A 17,928-nucleotide genomic window follows, 5' to 3' on the forward strand; every position below is an offset into this window, starting at 1 on the left:
CGGCGGAACTGGCCGCATGGAGGACCGAATGTTCCTGTTCGATACGCTTTCAAAAAAAACGACGATGCCGACCGAAGAAACCGCCTTGCCCGGCCGTGAAGAGGCGCTTGCGGTGCCGGAAGCCCATTTCGTCAATGGCCGGCCCTTGAAGGGGCCTTATCCTGACGGACTTGAAACCATCTATCTCGGCATGGGCTGCTTCTGGGGCGCGGAACGGTTATTCTGGAAAACGCCGGGCGTGTGGGTGACGGCGGTGGGTTATGCCGGCGGCTTCACCCGCAACCCCACCTATCAGGAGACGACGACGGGCCAGACGGGCCACGCCGAAGTGGTCAAGGTTGTCTACGATCCGGCGGTTATCTCACTCTCGGGCCTGCTGAAGATATTCTTCGAGGAGCATGATCCGACACAAGGGATGCGGCAGGGCAACGATGTTGGCACGACCTACCGTTCCGCCATTTACGCGACGACGGAAGGGCAGTTGCAGCAGGCGCAGAAGGCGAGCGATGCTTTTCAACAGGCTTTGGACGAGGCCGGCCATGGCAGCGCCATCACCACCGAGATCGGGCCGCTTGAAAAGTTTTATTACGCTGAAGACTACCATCAGCAATATCTTGCCAAGAACCCGGGCGGCTACTGCGGCCTGAGGGGAACCGGCGTAAGCTGCAATATCGACTAGATTTTTTGCAGGTCGCCCCGGTGGAAAGACCAAAAAAGCGCCAGAATAAAGTTTTTCCACCGGGTCAAAAAAACCGGATGAATTTTTCATTGAGCCATGCAAGGATATGAGGCAAGCACAGCCGGGAAAACGGCTGGCGGTTCCGCAGACATTCCCGGTCAACGGGATTGCGGGAGGACCCTTAAAATATCAATTGCAACAACAGGGCTGCACAATGAAAAAATCCCTTCTGACGCTTTTTGCGCTCGCCGCAATGTCGGCTTCCGCGCTCGCCGCCGATATCAAGCCGGCGCTGGTCTATGGCACGGGCGGCAAGTTCGACAAATCGTTCAACGAAGCCGCTGCGGCCGGCGCTGAAAAGTTCAAGGCAGAAACGGGCATCGAGTTCCGCGATTTCGAACCGACCAGCGACACGCAGGGCGAACAGGCCATCCGCAACTTTGCGAGCAAGGGCTTCAACCCGGTCGTTGCCGTTTCCTTCGCCTGGACCTCGGCCATGGAAAAGGTCGCAGCCGAATTCCCCGACACCAAGTTCGTCATCGTCGATTCCGTCGTCGAGCTGCCGAATGTCCGCTCCGTCGTCTACAAGGAGCACGAAGGCTCCTATCTCGTCGGTCTGCTGGCCGGCATGGCCTCCAAGACCGGCAAGGTCGGCTTCATCGGCGGCATGGATATTCCGCTGATCCGTAAGTTCGCCTGTGGTTATGCACAGGGTGCCAAGGCGGCCAACGACAAGATCGAGGTCTTCCAGAACATGACCGGCACCACGGGTGCTGCCTGGAACGATCCGGTGCGCGGCGGCGAACTCACCAAGAACCAGATCGACCAGGGTGCGGACGTGATTTACGCGGCAGCCGGTGCGACCGGTATCGGTGTGCTGCAGACTGCCGCCGACAACAAGAAGTTCTCGATCGGTGTCGATTCCAACCAGAACCACCTGCATCCCGGCTCTGTTCTGACCTCCATGGTCAAGCGCGTCGATCTGGCCGTCTACAATGCCTACAAGGATGCCAAAGACGACAAGTTCACCCCCGGCATCGTTGCGCTCGGCGTCAAGGAAGATGGCGTCGCCTACGCGGTCGACGACAACAACAAGGCCCTGATCACGCCGGAAATGACCGCCGCCGTGGACAAGGCGAAGGCCGATATCATCTCCGGCGCCGTCAAGGTTCATGACTACATGGCGGATAATTCCTGCCCGAAATGATATGATATGTAACGGGGGCGCATGATGTTTTTCATCTTGCGCCCTTTTCATATCCAGCCTTCGGAGAGGTTTCGGTTTGAGTATGGACCCTGCAATCGAACTGGTGGGCATCGACAAGAAATTCGGTGCCGTTCACGCCAACAAGAATATCAATCTGACCGTCGCCAAGGGCACGATCCACGGCATCATCGGGGAAAACGGTGCCGGGAAGTCGACCCTGATGTCGATCCTCTACGGCTTTTACCAGGCGGATGCCGGTGAAATCCGGGTGAATGGCACGCCCGTCGCGATCCGTGACAGCCAGACGGCCATCAATGCCGGCATCGGCATGGTGCATCAGCACTTCATGCTGGTGGAGAATTTCACCGTGCTGGAAAACGTCATGCTCGGCGCGGAAGGCGGCGCATCGCTCGCCAAGGGCCGGGCGGCGGCCCGCAAGGAATTGCAGCGCCTCGAGGACGATTACGGTCTGGAAGTCGATCCGGATGCGGTCATCGAAGAATTGCCGGTCGGTCTGCAGCAGCGCGTCGAAATCCTTAAAGCCATGTATCGTGGCGCCGAAATCCTGATCCTCGACGAGCCGACCGGCGTTCTGACGCCGGCCGAGGCCGATCACCTTTTCAAGATTCTCGGCGTCCTGCGCGAGCAGGGCAAGACCGTCATCCTCATCACCCACAAGCTGCGCGAAATCATGGCGATCACGGATTCCGTCTCCGTCATGCGCCGCGGTGAAATGGTCGCGACCCGCAAGACCTCCGAAACCAGCGTGGAGGAACTGGCCGAACTGATGGTTGGCCGTCGCGTGCTGCTCAGGGTGGAAAAGGGCGAGACGACACCGGGCGATGTTCTGCTCTCAATCCGCAATCTCACTGTCAAGGACAGTCGCGGCGTCACCATGGTGGACGATGTCTCGCTCGACGTCCGCGCCGGTGAAATCGTCGGCATCGCCGGCGTGGCGGGCAATGGCCAGTCGGAACTACTCGAAGCCATCGCCGGCATCCGCAAGCCCTATTCGGGAGAAATATGGGTGGATGGCCAGAAGGTGGACCGTCCCGATCCGGCGATCTTGCGCAAACTTGGTCTGGCGCATATCCCGGAAGATCGCCACCATATGGGGCTGGTGCTGAAATTCGAGGAATATGAAAACTCCATCCTCGGTTATCACCATGACGAGCGTTACGGCAAAGGACCGTTCCTCAACCCCGAGGCCATCCGCAGGGATGCGGTCGAAAAGATCGAGAAATACGATATCCGCCCGCCGAACCCGCAGCTGAAGACCGCCAATTTTTCCGGCGGCAATCAGCAGAAGATCGTCGTCGCCCGCGAAATCGAACGCGACCCGAAGATGCTGATCATCGGCCAGCCGACACGCGGCGTGGATATCGGCGCCATCGAATTCATCCATCGCCGCATCATTGAAATGCGCGATGCCGGTAAGGCGATTTTGCTGGTTTCGGTCGAGCTCGATGAAATCCGTTCCCTTTCGGACCGGATCATGGTCATGTTCGCCGGCCGTGTCGTTGGAGAAAAAACGGCGGAAGCCGAAGAACAGACGCTGGGCCTGATGATGGCCGGCATCGCCGCATGAGGCATGAATGAGCACCGCTTCCGTACCCCTACCAAACTGGATCAGCTACGGTCTGTTGCCGTTGCTGAACGTCGTCACCGCCTTTCTGATTTCCGGCCTCGTTGTCTGGTCGATCGGGGAAAGCCCGCTGGCGGCGCTGCGCCTGCTCATCGAAGGTGCGCTCGGCCGTGGCGACGCCATCGGCTTCACGCTGTTCTACACGACGAGCTTCATCTTCACCGGCCTTTCCGTCGCCGTGGCCTTCCATGCCGGCCTCTTCAATATCGGTTCCGAAGGTCAGGCCTATATTGGCGGGCTGGGTGCGGCGCTGGTGGCGCTGGCGCTCGACCGTTACGTGCCGTGGTATGTGACGATGCCCTTCGCCGTCATCGGTGCCGCGCTTTTTGGCGCGGCCTGGGCCTTCATTCCGGCCTGGCTGCAGGCAAAACGCGGCAGCCACGTCGTCATCACCACCATCATGTTCAACTTCATCGCGGCTGCACTGATGGTCTATCTGCTGGTGAATGTGCTGATCGTGCCGGGCAAGATGGCGCCGGAAACGCGCACCTTTCTGCCGGGCGGGCAATTGCCGAAGCTTGACTGGTTGATGGCGCTGTTCGGCCTTAAGCTCGGGCCGGCGCCGTTCAACGTCTCCTTCATCATCGCACTGGTCATGTGTTTCCTCGTCTGGGTGCTGATCTGGCGCACCAAGCTCGGTTATGAGATGCGCACGCTCGGCATCAGTCCCTCAGCCGCTATCTATGCCGGCATTCCCTATGCACGCACCGTCATCATCGCCATGCTCATTTCGGGCGGTCTGGCGGGCATGATGGCGCTGAACCCGGTCATGGGGGCTTCCGCCCGTCTGCAGGTGGAATTCGTCGGCGGTGCAGGCTTCGTTGGCATTGCCGTGTCGCTGATGGGGCGGAGCCATCCGCTCGGCATCATCTTCTCGGCATTGCTGTTTGGCATTCTCTATCAGGGCGGTGCGGACCTTTCTTTCGAGATGCCGAATATTACCCGCGAGATGATCGTGGTGATCCAGGGTCTGGTGATCCTGTTTGCCGGCGCGCTGGAATATATGTACCGGCCGGCGGTCGTCCGCATCTACCAGCGTTTGGCAAAGGGGTGAGCCGATATGGATTTTTTCGATATGCTGGTCAGCATCCTCGGCTCGACCGTCCGCCTCACCATCCCGCTGCTCTTTACCGCACTTGCCGGGCTTTTTTCCGAACGCGCCGGCGTGTTCGATATCGGGCTTGAAGGCAAGATGCTGGCGGCGGCCTTCGCCTCCGCCTGCGTCGCCTATCTCACAGCGGACCCATGGGCCGGTCTACTGGCGGGCATCACTGTTTCCATCCTCTTCTCGTTGATCCATGGTTTCGCCGTCATCACCAATCGCGGCAATCAGATTGTGTCGGGCGTGGCGCTCAACTTCATCGCCGCCGGCCTGACGGTGGTTCTGGGGCAAGCCTGGTTCGGGCAGGGCGGCCGCACGCCGCAATTGCCGTCCGAAGGCCGCTTTGCGCCGATCATCCTGCCGGGTGCGGATGCGATGCGCGAAGTGCCTTTCATCGGCCCGCTTTATGCCAATGTCATCTCCGGCAACAATATCCTCACTTATCTCGCTTTTCTGGCGGTGCCGCTCTCCTGGTGGGTGCTTTACCGCACCCGTTTCGGCCTGCGTCTGCGCGCCGTGGGTGAAAACCCGGGCGCGGTGGATACGGCAGGCATTTCGGTGACATGGATGCGCTTTCGCGCCGTCATCGTCGCCGGTTTCCTCTGCGGTTTCTCGGGCGCCTATCTTGCCGTTGCGCAATCGGCGGCCTTCATCGCCAATATGTCGGCCGGCAAGGGCTATATTGCGCTCGCGGCGCTGATTTTTGCCAAATGGAAGCCGGTGCCGGTCATGTTCGCCTGCCTGCTCTTCGGTTTTCTGGATGCCTTCGCCAACTTCATGCAGGGTAAATCCGTGCCCGGTATCGGCGAGGTGCCGGTGCAGATTTTCCAGGCCATGCCCTATATTCTGACCTGCATCCTGCTTGCCGGTTTCATCGGCGTCGCCAAGCCCCCCAAGGCCGGTGGCGTTGCCTATGCGAAGGAGCGTTAAACCCATGTCCCGAGACCCGATGTCCCATGCCCTGTTCGAGGCAGCGGTGGAGGCCATGGCCTTTGCCCATGCGCCCTATTCGAAATTTCCGGTCGGTGCGGCGATCCGCGCCGAAGACGGCAAGATCTACAAGGGCGCCAATATCGAGAACCTCTCCTTCCCGCAGGGGTGGTGCGCTGAACCTTCCGCCATCAGCGCCATGATCATGGGTGGGGCGAAGAAGATCAGCGAAATCGCCGTTATCGCCGAAAAGCTTGCTCTTTGCCCACCCTGCGGCGGCTGCCGGCAGAAGATCGCCGAATTCGCCACGCCGGATACGAAAGTCTATCTCTGCGACGAAACCGGCGTGCAGAAGGTGATGACCATGGAAGAGCTTTTGCCCTTCAGCTTCAAGACAGAGCTGCCCTGATGCCGGATATGCTGATCGATATTCTGGTGGAACGCCTGAACGGCCTGATGCCGCGTGTCGCCATCGTCCTCGGCTCGGGTCTCGGTTCACTGGTGGAAGACGTCAGCGATCCGATCCGGGTGCCCTATGCCGAACTTCCCGGTTTTCCCGCAAGCGGCGTTTCCGGCCATGCGGGCGAGCTGGTGGCGGGCTATCTTGGTGGTGAGCCGGTCATGATGCTCTCCGGCCGGGTGCATTATTACGAAAAGGGCGATCCGTCCGCCATGCGCGCGATCATCGGGGCGCTGGCCGGTCTCGGCGTGCAGTCGCTCATCCTCACCAATTCGGCAGGTTCGGTCAGGCAGGATATGCCGCCCGGGTCGGTCATGCAGATCACCGATCACATCAACTATTCCGGCATGAACCCGCTGATTGGCGAGGAAAGCGACCGCCGCTTCGTCGGCATGACCACCGCTTACGATCCCGATCTGATGCTTGCCATGCGCAACGCCGCCATCCGCGCCACGGTGCCTTTGTTCGGCGGCGTCTATATGTGGTTTTCCGGCCCGAGCTTCGAAACGCCGGCGGAAATCCGCATGGCGCGGCTGCTGGGGGCGGATGCCGTTGGCATGTCCACCGTGCCGGAAGTCATCCTTGCGCGCTTTTTCGGGATGCGCGTTGCCGCCGCATCGGTTATTACCAATTACGGTGCCGGCATGACCGGCGCGGAACTGAGCCATGAGGAAACCAAGGACATGGCTCCGGTGGGCGGCAAGAGACTTGCCGCTATCTTAAAGGAAATGATCGCAGGAGGAGCGTGACCATGGAACTCCAGCGTCCGCGCGAAGCGGCTGCCCTGACACTGTCCTTGCTGGACCTGACCAATCTTAAGGAAGACTGCACACCCGAGCAGATCGCGGCTTTGTGCCAAAGGGCGCATACGGAATACGGCAATACGGCTGCAATCTGCATCTGGCCGCGCTTCGTGGCGCAGGCCCGTGCTGCTTTCGGAAAAGACCATGCTATCCGCATCGCCACGGTCGTCAATTTTCCTTCGGGCGATCTGGACATCGCGACCGTGGTTGCCGAAACCGAGGCGGCAATCCGCGACGGCGCTGACGAAATCGATCTCGTCATTCCCTATCGCAAATTCATAGCAGGCGATGAAACGGCGGTGTCCACCATGGTGGCCGCCGTTCGCAAGGCCTGCGCAGCACCCGTGTTGCTCAAGGTCATTCTTGAAACCGGCGAGTTGAAGGACAAGGCGCTGATCCGTCGCGCATCCGAACTCGCCATTGCCGAAGGGGCCGATTTCATCAAGACCTCAACCGGCAAGGTTGCCATCAATGCCACGCTGGAGGCAGCCGACATCATGTTGCAGGCGATCCGCGACAGCCGGCAGAAGGTGGGTTTCAAGCCCGCCGGCGGCATCGGCACGGTGGAGGACGCCACGCTTTACCTCAGGCTTGCGGAAACCATCATGGCGCCCAACTGGGCCATGCCGTCCACCTTCCGTTTCGGCGCTTCGGGTGTTCTCGATGATGTGCTGAACGTGCTGGCCGGCGGCGAGCCCGCCAAGGCCGCCAGCGGGTATTGAGCTTGATCCCGCAGGAAATCATCCGCCGCAAACGCGATGGCCTGTCACTTGAGCCTCGGGAGATTGCCGCTTTCATAGAGGCGCTTTCGAAAGACGGCATCTCGGAAGGGCAGGCGGCCGCCTTTGCCATGGCGGTGTTCTTTCGCGGCATGAACCGGGATGAGATGGTGGCGCTGACACTCGCGATGCGCGACAGCGGCGATATCCTCTCATGGAGCGATCTCGGCAGGCCGGTGGCGGACAAGCATTCCACCGGCGGCGTCGGCGATAATGTCTCCCTGATGCTCGCCCCCATCGTTGCCGCCTGCGGTCTCGCCGTGCCGATGATTTCCGGCAGGGGCCTTGGCCATACCGGCGGCACGCTGGACAAGCTGGAAGCGATCCCCGGTTACAACGTCATGCCGGACGAGGTGTTGTTTCGCCGGACGGTGAAGACGGTCGGCTGCGCCATCATCGGCCAGACGGGCGATCTCGCTCCCGCCGACAAACGGCTTTATGCCATTCGCGATGTGACCGCGACGGTCGATTCCATACCGCTGATCACGGCCTCCATCCTGTCGAAGAAGCTTGCAGCCGGGCTGCAGACGCTGGTTCTGGATGTGAAGGTCGGCAGCGGTGCTTTCATGCAGAGTGTTGAGGATGCCCGCAATCTGGCCCGCGCGCTGGTCGATGTGGCGAATGGTGCAGGGCTGCCGACAACGGCGCTGATAACCGACATGAACCAGCCGCTCGGCGATGCCGCCGGTAATGCGGTCGAAATCGTCAATTGTCTGGATTTTCTGGCCGGTCGCAAGGCCGGCACCCGTCTTGAAAAGGTGGTCCTGTCCTTTGCGGCGGAAATGCTAGTGCAGGCGCAAAAGGCGGCCACGCTGGAGGAAGGAGAGGCGCTGGCGTCAGCTGCGCTCTCCTCCGGCCGGGCGCTGGAAATCTTTGCGCGGATGGCTTCGGCACTGGGCGGTCCATCGGATTTCGTCGAGCGCCCGTCGCGCTATTTGCCATCAGCGCCGGTCATTCTTCCGGTTCTGGCGGAGCGCAGCGGTTTGCTCGCCTCCTGCGCCACGCGCGATCTTGGCATGGTTGTCGTCGAACTCGGCGGCGGCAGAAGAAAGCCATCAGACACGATCGATCCTTCCGTCGGTATTTCGGATATCCTGCCGCTCGGTACGAAAGTGGAAAAGGGCGAGCCGATCGCCATTGTCCACGCCGCTTCCAGTGACGAAGCGGAACATGCCGTGAAAAGAATAGCGGCCTGCTATGGAATTGCTGACAGCGCGCCGGAAATCGATGCGCCCATTCTCGAGCGGATCACCTGACCAGCCGCATCTCGCCGCCCGATACCTTGAAAGACGACAATTGCTTCAGGAAGCTCATGCCGATCAGCATGTTGCTAAGCGCATTGTCCTTCAGCACCATGGCGTCGACATTCTGAACCCGGATAGCGCCGATCTCCACCCGGTCCAGTTTCACATAGGCCGCCATGGTCTGACCATTGGCCGTTGAAATCGCATATTTAAAATCGAGGCTGTTGACGCCGTAACCGAGACGGCGCGCAATCGTCTCGTTGATGGCGACCATGGAAGCGCCGGTATCGACAAGCCCGTCGAAGGATTTGCCGTTGATGCGGAAGGTGGCATTGAAGTGGCCGCGGGCATCCGCTTTCAGATTGACGCCGCCAAGGGAGACGGACTCCGGTTTGGCCGCTTCGGGTCTGGCTTCCGCTTTCTCGATGCTCGTTTCCGGGCGCGGCTGAAATTTTTCCACCAGCGCCGGAATTTGCGTGGCACCGACCGAAAGACCAACAAGCAGGAAAATCGCGCGCGCCAGCAAGTCGTTGCTCCTCAAAGGGCAGGGTTATTTTTGCCGAGAATAGACGTAAAACATGCTGAAATCTTAAAAGAAAAAGCCATTCGCCGCTTATCGGGCGGCGAATGGCTCAAACGGTTAAGCGATGATGAACGGCGTTATTTGGTGCCATACATGCGGTCGCCGGCGTCCCCGAGGCCGGGAACGATATAACCCTTCTCGTTCAGATGGCTGTCGATGGCGGCGGTGTAGATATGCACATCGGGATGCGCTTCACGGAAATTCTTGATGCCTTCGGGCGCCGCCAGCAGACACAGAAAGCGGATGTTCTTCGCACCGCGTTCCTTCAGCTTTTCCACGGCGGCGATGGAGGAGTTGCCGGTTGCCAGCATCGGATCGACAACGATGATAAGGCGCGCATCGAGGCTTTCCGGAGCCTTGAAGTAATATTCGACAGCTTCCAGCGTGTCATGATCGCGATAAACGCCGATATGGGAAACACGCGCCGAAGGCACGAGCTCGAGCATGCCTTCCAGCAGGCCGTTGCCGGCGCGCAGGATGGAGGCGAAAACCAGCTTCTTGCCTTCGAGCACGGGGGCTTCGATGGTTTCGAGCGGCGTATCGATGGTTTCCATCGTCATCTCAAGGTCGCGCGTCACTTCATAGCAGAGCAGCGTCGAAATTTCCCTGAGCAGGCGGCGGAAGCCGGCCGTGGAAGTTTCCTTCTTGCGCATGATGGTAAGTTTGTGCCGCACCAGCGGATGTTCGATGACTGTGACGCCGTCCATGAAACTGGCCTTCCTTTTATCTTATGCCCCTGTAATTCACCGAAAGCGTGCTTTTCGCAAGCCTTCTTCGCGGTTTTACCCTGCGAACCGCAACGTCAGGCGCCGTCGAGTTTCGCAAGCAGTCGTGCGCGTGTTGCCTCGTCCACGAAGGCGCATTCCAGCGCGGTCCGCGTCATGCGGTCGATCTCGGCATCGCTGAAGCCGAACTCATCCGCAGCCAGCGCATATTCCCGCGCAAGCGAGGTGAAGAAGAACGGCGGGTCGTCGGAACTGATGCACACTCGCACCCCTGCATCGCTGAGAGCTTTCAGCGGGTGGCTGGCAAAATCAGGATAGACGTTGAGAGCGATATTCGAGCCGGGGCAGACTTCCAGAACCGTTCCCGCCTCGGCCAACCGGGTGATGAGACCGGCATCTTCGATGGCGCGCACGCCATGCCCGATGCGGGACGGTTTGACGAGATCGAGCGCATCGGCAACGCTTTCCGGTCCGCAAACCTCGCCGGCATGAATGGTTAGTCCAAGGCCGGCATCGCGGGCGATGTCGAAGGCGCGTGCATAATCGGCGACGCGGCCCATCCGCTCCTCGCCGGCCATGTTGAAGCCCGTCACCAGCGGATGTTGGGCACGTGCCGCATATTCGGCCGCGGCGATTACCCGCTCCGGGCCGAAGTGGCGCTCACCGGTGACGATGATGCGGGTTTCGATCCCCGTCTTTTCCCTTGCGATGCGGATGCCTTCGGCAATGCCGGCTAGATAGGCGTCGGCACCGAGCCCGATGCGGTCGCCGTGATCGGGCGAAATGATCAGTTCGCTATAGATCGTATTGGCTTCGGCGAGTTCGGTCAGGTAGGTCTCAGTCAGGATGGCATAGTCCTCATCCGTTTTGAACACCTGCGCCACCGCATCGTAACAACGGATGAATTCGGCGAAATCCGACCAGACATATTGGCCGTCCCGCAGAAAGCCGCTGGTGTCGATGCCGTATTTCTCCGCCTGTTTCGCGACAAGGGCGGGCGGGGCCGCACCTTCGATGTGGCAGTGAATTTCCGCTTTCAGCAAATGCGATGTCAAATGAAGCTCCTGCCGTGAGAACCGGCCTCGATGCCAAGATGGTGGGCGATGCTTTCGCCGATATCGGCGTAGCTTGAACGGATGCCGACATCGCGTGAGCGAATGCCCGGCCCGAATGCCATGATCGGCACCCGTTCCCGTGTATGGTCCGTGCCCCGCCAGGTGGGGTCGCAGCCGTGATCGGCGGTCAGAAGGGCGATATCGCCTGGCGCCATCTTGCGATGGATTTCGGGGATTCGCGCATCGAAGGCCTCAAGGGCGGCGGCGTAACCGGCAACGTCGCGGCGATGGCCATAAAGCATGTCGAAATCGACGAAATTGGTGAAGACGAGATCGCCGTTTTCAGCCTCGTCGATAGCCTGCAACGTCGCATCCATCAGGGCGCTGTTGCCATTTGCCTTGATGACGCGCGAGACGCCCTGATGGGCATAGATATCGCCGATCTTGCCGATGGCGTGTACTTTTCGGCCGGCCTCCAGAAGTCTGTCGAGCAGGGTCGGCTCCGGCGGCAGAACGGAGAAATCGCGGCGGTTGCCGGTGCGTTCGAAAGTCGCGACCGTCTCGCCGATGAAGGGGCGGGCGATGACGCGGCCGATATTCAGCGGATCGAGCAGCTTGCGCACGGTCTCGCAGAGCGCGATGAGACGCTCCAGACCGAAATGCGTTTCATGCGCGGCGATCTGGAAAACGGAATCGGATGAGGTGTAGCAGATCGGTTTACCGGTCCTGATATGCTCCTCGCCGAGCGCAGCGATGATCTCGGTGCCGGAAGCATGGCAATTGCCGAGAATGCTCGGAATATCGGCTTGCCTGCAGATCGCTTCCACCAGTTCCGGCGAAAACGCATCGCCTTCCGTCGGGAAATATCCCCAGTCGAAGGTGACGGGCGTACCGGCGATCTCCCAGTGACCGGAAGGCGTGTCCTTGCCCTTGGAGATTTCGCTGGCGGAGCCGTGCAGGCCGAAAATGCGCTCAGGCGGTTCCATGCCGGCGGGAATGTCGCCGCTTGCCTGCCGCGCGATCTCCAGCAGGCCGAGCGAACACATGTTCGGCAGTTTCAGCGGACCGGAGCGAAGCCCCGCTTTGTCGGCAGCTCCTGCTGCACAGAATTCCGCGATATGGCCGAGTGTGTTTGCGCCAAGATCGCCATAACGCTCCGCGTCGGGTGCGCCGCCGACGCCGAAGGAATCCAGAACGAGAAGAAATGCTCTTGCCATAACTCACCGAAACAAAATGCGCCGACGGGCAATGTCAGGCCGAACTGTCGTTATAGATCAGCAAAACGTGAAGAAGGAAGTGCTTTTATGAACCATCCGGTAAAACCAGCTGCTTAGTCCTTGTCCCGTTTCGGTTTGGGGGCGTTGAGGTTGCGCAGGACATACCACCCCGCAGCCACCACCATCGCCGCCAGAATATACCACGTAACGGCATAGGAGAGGTGGTTGTTGGGAAAGGTGAGCATGGTCTTGCCGCCGACCGGCAGGCCGCCCGGATTGGGTGTCGCATCGGCGTCGACATAGAACGGCGCGACATCGGAAAGGCCCGATGCCTGCGAGATTTGCGGAATGTTGCGGGAATACCAGCGGCCGTTTGCCGGATCGTTGGTGCGCAGGAAAAGCCCACCGGTCTCGGGCGCGCGCATCAGCCCGACGATCTCGACGTTTCCGGTCGGTTCGCCTTCCTGGCGGGAGGACGGGTCGCGCCTGTCGGACGGCACGAAGCCGCGATTGACGATGATGCTGGAGCCATCGTCCCGCTTGAGCGGCGTCATCACCCAGTAACCGGGGCCGAGGTCCGTGACCGTATAGACCTGAACCTCCCTGTCATTGAGGAAGGTGCCGGACAGTTTCACACGGCGATATTCGTATTCCGCCGGATCGCCGAGCGCCGGCCATTCTTTGACGGCAGGGGCGTCGACGGGATCGGCATGGGCGCGGGCTTCGACCCGCTCGATAAGATCGAGCTTCCAGGAAAGGCGCTTGACCTGCCAAGTACCGAGCGCGAGCAGCAGACCCGTCAGAACAACGGTCAGGAACAGGACGACGATGGCCGCAGGGCGGATGCGCCGGTTATGGGGTGTGGTTTCGCTCATGTCACGGTCCTTGCGAAGCGCGCCTGGCAGAAACCAGTCTGCTTTGGCGGGTTTCCTAGAGCATTTCCAGGAAAAGTGGAACCCGGTTTTCCGTCCGGAAATGCGCCAAAACAAAGAGTTAGAGTGTTTTCGCGATTCGAAGAAAAGCGAAAAACTCTAGCGCCCGCATGCGCTTTTTCCAGCAAATAACCCCATAAATCGCACCACGATTCATGGGGTTATGTGTTGGTGCGTTAGCCGGCCCGCCGGAAACCCGGCAGGCCGTTTATTATGCTGCTCAGGGCAGGTTCTTCACATCTTCGATGTGCAGCGGCATCATGTTCTTGTTCATGTTGTACATGACCCAGAGCGAGCCGGAGAGCGTGATCAGGAGCACCACGACGGTGAAGATCAGCGCCATGAAGGTCCAGCCGCCTTCGGACTTGGTGTCCATGTGCAGGAAGTAGATCATGTGCACGAAGATTTGGATGACGCCGAGACCCATGATCGCGATGACCAGCAGGGTCTTGTTTTCAAGAACGTCGCCCATGACCAGCCAGAAGGGGATCGCCGTCAGGATGACCGACAGGACGAAGCCGATCATGTAGCTCTTGAAGGTGCCGTGGCTCGCGCCATCATGGTGATGATGGTCGTCGCCATGCGCGTCGTGATGTGCGTGTGCTTCGGAACTCATCAAAGAACTCCCATGAGGTAAACGAAGGAGAAGACGCCGATCCAGATGACGTCAAGGAAGTGCCAGAACATCGACAGGCACATCAGGCGGCGCTTGTTTGCCGCGATCAGGCCGTGCTTGGCGACCTGGAACATCAGCGTGACGAGCCAGATGATGCCGAAGGTGACGTGCAGACCGTGCGTACCGACCAGCGCGAAGAAGGCCGACAGGAACGCCGAACGCTGCGGACCCGCGCCTTCCGCGATCAGGTGATGGAACTCGTAAAGTTCCACGGCGAGGAAGGCGAGGCCGAAGAGGCCGGTCACACCCAGCCAGACCAGCGTGGCCTTTACCTTCTGCTTTTCCATTTCCAGCATGGCGAAGCCATAGGTGATGGAGGAGAGAAGCAGGAAGCCGGTATTGATCGCCACCAGCTTCAGGTCGAACAGGTCGGCGCCGGAAGGGCCGGCCGCATAGTTGCGGCCGACAACGGCATAGGTGGCAAACAGCGTCGCGAAGATAAGGCAGTCGCTCATCAGGTAGAGCCAGAAGCCCAGCGAGGTGCCGTTCTCCGGGTGATGGTCTTCCTTCAGGTAGAAGACCGGTGGTTCAGCGCCGTCGACGCTTTGTGCAGGTGTATGAGACATGTTCCGTTACGCCTGTTCCGCGAGCAGCTTGGTACGCTCCGCTTCGACCGTCGAAACGTCGGAAGCCGGAATGTAATAATCGCGATTGTAGTTGAAGGTATGGGCGATGGAGACCGCGATGATGGCGAGCATCGACAGAGCCGCAAGCCACCAGATGTGCCATACCAGGGCGAAGCCGAGAACCACGCTGATGGCGCTGATGATCACGCCCGCGCCGGTGTTCTTCGGCATATGGATCGGAATGAAGCCTTCCTTGGGACGGTTGTAACCGCGCTTCTTCATATCCGCCCAGGCGTCGACATCATGGATGACGGGCGTAAAGGCGAAGTTGTAGGCGGGCGGCGGCGACGATGTCGACCATTCCAGCGTACGGCCGTTATAGGGGTCGCCGGTCACGTCACGCAACTTGTCGCGCTTCAGGAAGCTGACGATGAGCTGGATGACGAAGGAGGCTATGCCGAGCGCGATCAGGAAGGCGCCGAAGGCGGCGATCACGAACCAGATCTGCAGGGAATTATCTTCGAACTGGCTGATACGGCGGGTGATGCCCATCAGGCCGAGAATATAAAGCGGCATGAAGGCGAAATAGAAGCCGATGAACCAGAACCAGAAGGACAGCTTGCCCCAGAACGGATCGAGCCGGTATCCGAATGCCTTCGGGAACCAGTAGACGATACCCGCAAGCACACCGAACACGACGCCACCGATGATGGTGTTGTGGAAGTGGGCGATGAGGAACAGCGAGTTGTGCAGCACGAAGTCCGCCGGTGGAACGGCGAGAAGAACGCCGGTCATGCCGCCGATGACGAAGGTGATCATGAAGCCGATGGTCCAGAGCATCGGAACGTCGAACTTGATGCGGCCCTTATACATGGTGAAGAGCCAGTTGAAGATCTTCGCGCCCGTCGGGATCGAGATGATCATCGTGGTGATGCCGAAGAAAGCGTTGACGCTTGCACCGGAACCCATGGTGAAGAAGTGGTGCAGCCACACGATATAGGCGAGGATGGTGATGACGCCCGTGGCGTAGACCATCGATGCATAACCGAAAAGGCGCTTGTTGGAGAAGGTCGAGACGATTTCCGAGAAGACGCCGAAGGCCGGCAGCACCAGGATGTAGACTTCGGGATGGCCCCAGATCCAGATGAGGTTGACATACATCATCGGATTGCCGCCGAGATCGTTGGTGAAGAAGTTGGTGCCAACGTAACGGTCGAGGGTGAGAAGGGCGAGCGTGCCGGTCAGGATCGGGAAGGAGGCCACGATCAGGATGTTCGAACACAGCGATGTCCAGACGAAGATCGGCAGGCGCATCATGGTCATGCCAGGCGCGCGCATCTTGATGATCGTCACGATCAGGTTGATGCCCGATAGCGTCGTTCCCACACCGGCGATCTGCAGACCCCAGATATAATAATCGACCCCGACACCCGGGCTTCCATCGATGCCGGAGAGCGGCGGATAGGCCAGCCAGCCGGTCTGCGCATATTCACCGATGAACAGCGAGATCATGGTGATGACGGCGCCGGCCGTGGTCATCCAGAAGGAGAAGTTGTTGAGGAAGGGGAACGAAACGTCGCGGGCGCCGATCTGCAGCGGCACGACGAAGTTCATCAGACCCGTGATCATCGGCATGGCCATGAAGAAGATCATGATGACGCCGTGGGCCGTGAAGATCTGGTCGTAATGGTGCGGCGGAAGGTAACCTTCCGATCCGCCAGACGCGATCGCCTGCTGGACGCGCATCATGATGGCATCGGCGAAACCGCGCAAAAGCATGACCAGCGCCAGAATGATGTACATGATACCGATCTTCTTGTGATCGATGCTCGTGAACCATTCATTCCAGAGATAGCCCCAGAGGCGGAAATAGGTGAGGGCGCCGACGACGGCGATACCGCCCAGAGCCACGGCCGCGAAGGTCGCGACAAGAATGGGCTCGTGAAGCGGGATGGACTCCCATGTCAGCTTCCCGAACAGGAACGACGTTTGATCGGAATTGACGATCATTTTTAGCCTCTTGCGATTCTAAGACATAAGATCGGCGCAGCCATTGGCCGCGCCGCATAATGCCGGGACGTATCCGTCAGCCAGCGACTTGTTTCGTTTCCGGCAGCGCCGCAGGCTCGAAAGTCTGTCCTTCGAGCGCAGCCGGAGTGGATTGGGGACCGCTGGCGACGCCAAAGGGCGCAAGCGGCGTGCAGACGACGGAGTTCAGCGCCTTGGCGATATCGATGCCTTCCTTGCCGCCGCCGCCATTGGCGTCGATATGCATCATGTCACGCATGCAGAGCTTGTTGGGCTCGACGCAGCGGTTGAGGATGGCGCTGTAGAGTTCGGGATCGACCGAAGCGAAATATTGTACCGGCTCGCGCTCGGAAGGCTTGGCGAATTCCAGATATTCCTGACGGCCGAAGCCCTTGCCGCTTTCTTTCGCCTTCGCCACCCACTGGTCGAAGCCCTGCTGGCTGAGGCCGTGGAACTTGAAGCGCATGTGGGAGAAGCCGGGGCCGGAGAAGTTGGCCGAGAAGCCGTCATAAACGCCTTCCTTGTTGATGACGGCGTGCAGCTTGGTCTGCATACCGCCCATGGCGTAGATCTGGCCGGCGAGCGCGGGCACGAAGAAAGAGTTCATCGCCGTCGTGCCGGTGATCTTGAAATTGATCGGAACATCGACCGGAGCAGCGAATTCATTAACGCTGCCAATGCCGAGTTCGGGATAGAAGAACAGCCACTTCCAGTCCATGGCCACCACTTCCACCGTGATCGGTTTGACATCGGCGGTCACCTGGCGGTTCTCGTCGATACGCTCCAGCGGGCGATAGGGGTCGAGACGGTGAGTGGAAATCCAGGTGACCGTGCCGAGCATCAGGATGATGGCGACCGGAGCCGACCAGATCACCATTTCAAGGCGCGTGGAGTGGTGCCACTCGGGATCGTAATCCTCGGCCTTTGCCGATTCCCGATACTTCCATGCGAAGAAAAGCGTCAGGACGATGACGGGGACGATGATCAGCAGCATCAAGACCGTGGACGTGATGATAAGATCGCGCTGCTGGATGGCGACGTCGCCCGAAGGGTTCATCACCACGAGGTTACAGCCGCTGAGCAGCAGCAGAGCCGGGATTGCCAGAAGGGCGGACGGGAGTTTTTTGATCATGCGCACGTTCTTTGAACTCGTACAGTTTGGATTATGCCGCGAATAATTGCCGAACATCATTTTTCAAATGAGGTATATTGTCGCGGTGCAGCGAAACCTTCGCGATGCACCATGTCTCGGGCAGAGCTGCGTTTAAGGACGGAGCGCGTGCATTATCGCATGGTC

18 protein-coding genes are annotated in these 17,928 nt (G+C 59.7%); 9 read left to right on the plus strand and 9 right to left on the minus strand.

Going from position 1 to position 17,928, the window contains the following annotated elements:
- Nucleotides 1–28 precede the first annotated feature (28 nt).
- From msrA to deoA, 9 genes are all read left to right on the plus strand, one after another.
- Nucleotides 29–679 (plus strand): peptide-methionine (S)-S-oxide reductase MsrA, encoded by a 651-nt coding sequence (gene msrA, locus L904_RS00315; RefSeq protein WP_020812546.1) that lies wholly within the window; start codon nucleotides 29–31, stop codon nucleotides 677–679.
- Nucleotides 680–893: 214 nt separating this feature from the next.
- Complete coding sequence (locus L904_RS00320) at nucleotides 894–1,886, plus strand: BMP family protein (RefSeq protein WP_003524348.1); 993 nt, start codon at nucleotides 894–896, stop codon at nucleotides 1,884–1,886.
- Between the two features lie 82 nt (nucleotides 1,887–1,968).
- A complete protein-coding gene (locus L904_RS00325) occupies nucleotides 1,969–3,474 on the plus strand; it encodes an ABC transporter ATP-binding protein (RefSeq protein ID WP_020812545.1) in 1,506 nt (501 codons plus the stop codon).
- 7 nt (nucleotides 3,475–3,481) lie between these two features.
- Nucleotides 3,482–4,585 carry an ABC transporter permease gene (locus tag L904_RS00330; protein ID WP_020812544.1) on the plus strand — a complete coding sequence of 368 codons (1,104 nt, stop codon included), beginning with the start codon at nucleotides 3,482–3,484 and terminating at the stop codon, nucleotides 4,583–4,585.
- Nucleotides 4,586–4,591: 6 nt separating this feature from the next.
- On the plus strand, nucleotides 4,592–5,563 hold the full coding sequence (locus tag L904_RS00335; protein WP_003493080.1) for an ABC transporter permease: 972 nt from the start codon (nucleotides 4,592–4,594) through the stop codon (nucleotides 5,561–5,563).
- A 19-nt stretch (nucleotides 5,564–5,582) separates the two neighbouring features.
- Nucleotides 5,583–5,972: a cytidine deaminase gene (locus L904_RS00340; protein ID WP_003524353.1), complete on the plus strand. Its 390-nt coding sequence runs from the start codon at nucleotides 5,583–5,585 to the stop codon at nucleotides 5,970–5,972.
- Entirely contained in the window at nucleotides 5,972–6,772 is an 801-nt protein-coding gene (locus L904_RS00345; protein ID WP_003524354.1) for a purine-nucleoside phosphorylase, read from the plus strand. The genes L904_RS00340 and L904_RS00345 overlap by 1 nt, the downstream gene beginning before the upstream one ends.
- Nucleotides 6,773–6,774: 2 nt before the next feature.
- Complete coding sequence (gene deoC / locus L904_RS00350) at nucleotides 6,775–7,548, plus strand: deoxyribose-phosphate aldolase (RefSeq protein ID WP_020812542.1); 774 nt, start codon at nucleotides 6,775–6,777, stop codon at nucleotides 7,546–7,548.
- Entirely contained in the window at nucleotides 7,545–8,861 is a 1,317-nt protein-coding gene (deoA, locus tag L904_RS00355) for a thymidine phosphorylase (RefSeq protein ID WP_080657640.1), read from the plus strand. Before deoC ends, deoA begins: the two co-directional genes overlap by 4 nt.
- Here the strand turns inward: deoA and L904_RS00360 are convergent.
- From L904_RS00360 to cyoA, 9 genes are all read right to left on the minus strand, one after another.
- The gene (locus L904_RS00360) at nucleotides 8,854–9,375 is read right to left on the minus strand and encodes a TIGR02281 family clan AA aspartic protease (protein ID WP_020812540.1); all 522 of its coding nucleotides are present in this window, start codon (nucleotides 9,373–9,375) and stop codon (nucleotides 8,854–8,856) included. The two genes, deoA and L904_RS00360, sit on opposite strands and share 8 nt — an antisense overlap.
- A gap of 134 nt (nucleotides 9,376–9,509) precedes the next feature.
- On the minus strand, nucleotides 9,510–10,139 hold the full coding sequence (upp, locus tag L904_RS00365; RefSeq protein WP_003524359.1) for a uracil phosphoribosyltransferase: 630 nt from the start codon (nucleotides 10,137–10,139) through the stop codon (nucleotides 9,510–9,512).
- A gap of 95 nt (nucleotides 10,140–10,234) precedes the next feature.
- Nucleotides 10,235–11,212 carry an adenosine deaminase gene (locus tag L904_RS00370; protein ID WP_020812539.1) on the minus strand — a complete coding sequence of 326 codons (978 nt, stop codon included), beginning with the start codon at nucleotides 11,210–11,212 and terminating at the stop codon, nucleotides 10,235–10,237.
- Nucleotides 11,209–12,429, minus strand: coding sequence for a phosphopentomutase (locus tag L904_RS00375; protein ID WP_035264400.1), 1,221 nt, complete (start codon nucleotides 12,427–12,429; stop codon nucleotides 11,209–11,211). The genes L904_RS00370 and L904_RS00375 overlap by 4 nt, the downstream gene beginning before the upstream one ends.
- Before the next feature lie 113 nt (nucleotides 12,430–12,542).
- The gene (locus L904_RS00380) at nucleotides 12,543–13,304 is read right to left on the minus strand and encodes an SURF1 family protein (protein ID WP_020812537.1); all 762 of its coding nucleotides are present in this window, start codon (nucleotides 13,302–13,304) and stop codon (nucleotides 12,543–12,545) included.
- A 277-nt stretch (nucleotides 13,305–13,581) separates the two neighbouring features.
- The gene (gene cyoD / locus L904_RS00385; protein WP_003514416.1) at nucleotides 13,582–13,977 is read right to left on the minus strand and encodes a cytochrome o ubiquinol oxidase subunit IV; all 396 of its coding nucleotides are present in this window, start codon (nucleotides 13,975–13,977) and stop codon (nucleotides 13,582–13,584) included.
- Nucleotides 13,977–14,603, minus strand: coding sequence for a cytochrome o ubiquinol oxidase subunit III (gene cyoC, locus L904_RS00390; protein ID WP_020812536.1), 627 nt, complete (start codon nucleotides 14,601–14,603; stop codon nucleotides 13,977–13,979). The genes cyoD and cyoC overlap by 1 nt, the downstream gene beginning before the upstream one ends.
- A 6-nt stretch (nucleotides 14,604–14,609) precedes the next feature.
- On the minus strand, nucleotides 14,610–16,613 hold the full coding sequence (gene cyoB, locus L904_RS00395) for a cytochrome o ubiquinol oxidase subunit I (RefSeq protein WP_003524365.1): 2,004 nt from the start codon (nucleotides 16,611–16,613) through the stop codon (nucleotides 14,610–14,612).
- Nucleotides 16,614–16,689: 76 nt separating this feature from the next.
- Nucleotides 16,690–17,763 carry a ubiquinol oxidase subunit II gene (gene cyoA / locus L904_RS00400; RefSeq protein ID WP_031234366.1) on the minus strand — a complete coding sequence of 358 codons (1,074 nt, stop codon included), beginning with the start codon at nucleotides 17,761–17,763 and terminating at the stop codon, nucleotides 16,690–16,692.
- Nucleotides 17,764–17,928 lie beyond the last annotated feature (165 nt).

Source organism: Agrobacterium sp. LY4, from assembly GCF_001526585.1.
GTDB lineage: Bacteria > Pseudomonadota > Alphaproteobacteria > Rhizobiales > Rhizobiaceae > Agrobacterium > Agrobacterium leguminum.

Coding starts and splice junctions, on each gene's coding strand:
- L904_RS00320 (WP_003524348.1), top strand. CDS start 894: ATGAAAAAATCCCTTCTGACGCTTTTTGCGCTCGCCGCAATGTCGGCT.
- cyoA (WP_031234366.1), bottom strand. CDS start 17,763: ATGATCAAAAAACTCCCGTCCGCCCTTCTGGCAATCCCGGCTCTGCTG.
- L904_RS00325 (WP_020812545.1), top strand. CDS start 1,969: ATGGACCCTGCAATCGAACTGGTGGGCATCGACAAGAAATTCGGTGCC.
- cyoC (WP_020812536.1), bottom strand. CDS start 14,603: ATGTCTCATACACCTGCACAAAGCGTCGACGGCGCTGAACCACCGGTC.
- L904_RS00375 (WP_035264400.1), bottom strand. CDS start 12,429: ATGGCAAGAGCATTTCTTCTCGTTCTGGATTCCTTCGGCGTCGGCGGC.
- L904_RS00340 (WP_003524353.1), top strand. CDS start 5,583: ATGTCCCATGCCCTGTTCGAGGCAGCGGTGGAGGCCATGGCCTTTGCC.
- L904_RS00330 (WP_020812544.1), top strand. CDS start 3,482: ATGAGCACCGCTTCCGTACCCCTACCAAACTGGATCAGCTACGGTCTG.
- L904_RS00380 (WP_020812537.1), bottom strand. CDS start 13,304: ATGAGCGAAACCACACCCCATAACCGGCGCATCCGCCCTGCGGCCATC.
- msrA (WP_020812546.1), top strand. CDS start 29: ATGTTCCTGTTCGATACGCTTTCAAAAAAAACGACGATGCCGACCGAA.
- deoC (WP_020812542.1), top strand. CDS start 6,775: ATGGAACTCCAGCGTCCGCGCGAAGCGGCTGCCCTGACACTGTCCTTG.
- L904_RS00345 (WP_003524354.1), top strand. CDS start 5,972: ATGCCGGATATGCTGATCGATATTCTGGTGGAACGCCTGAACGGCCTG.
- cyoB (WP_003524365.1), bottom strand. CDS start 16,613: ATGATCGTCAATTCCGATCAAACGTCGTTCCTGTTCGGGAAGCTGACA.
- L904_RS00335 (WP_003493080.1), top strand. CDS start 4,592: ATGGATTTTTTCGATATGCTGGTCAGCATCCTCGGCTCGACCGTCCGC.
- upp (WP_003524359.1), bottom strand. CDS start 10,139: ATGGACGGCGTCACAGTCATCGAACATCCGCTGGTGCGGCACAAACTT.
- cyoD (WP_003514416.1), bottom strand. CDS start 13,977: ATGAGTTCCGAAGCACACGCACATCACGACGCGCATGGCGACGACCAT.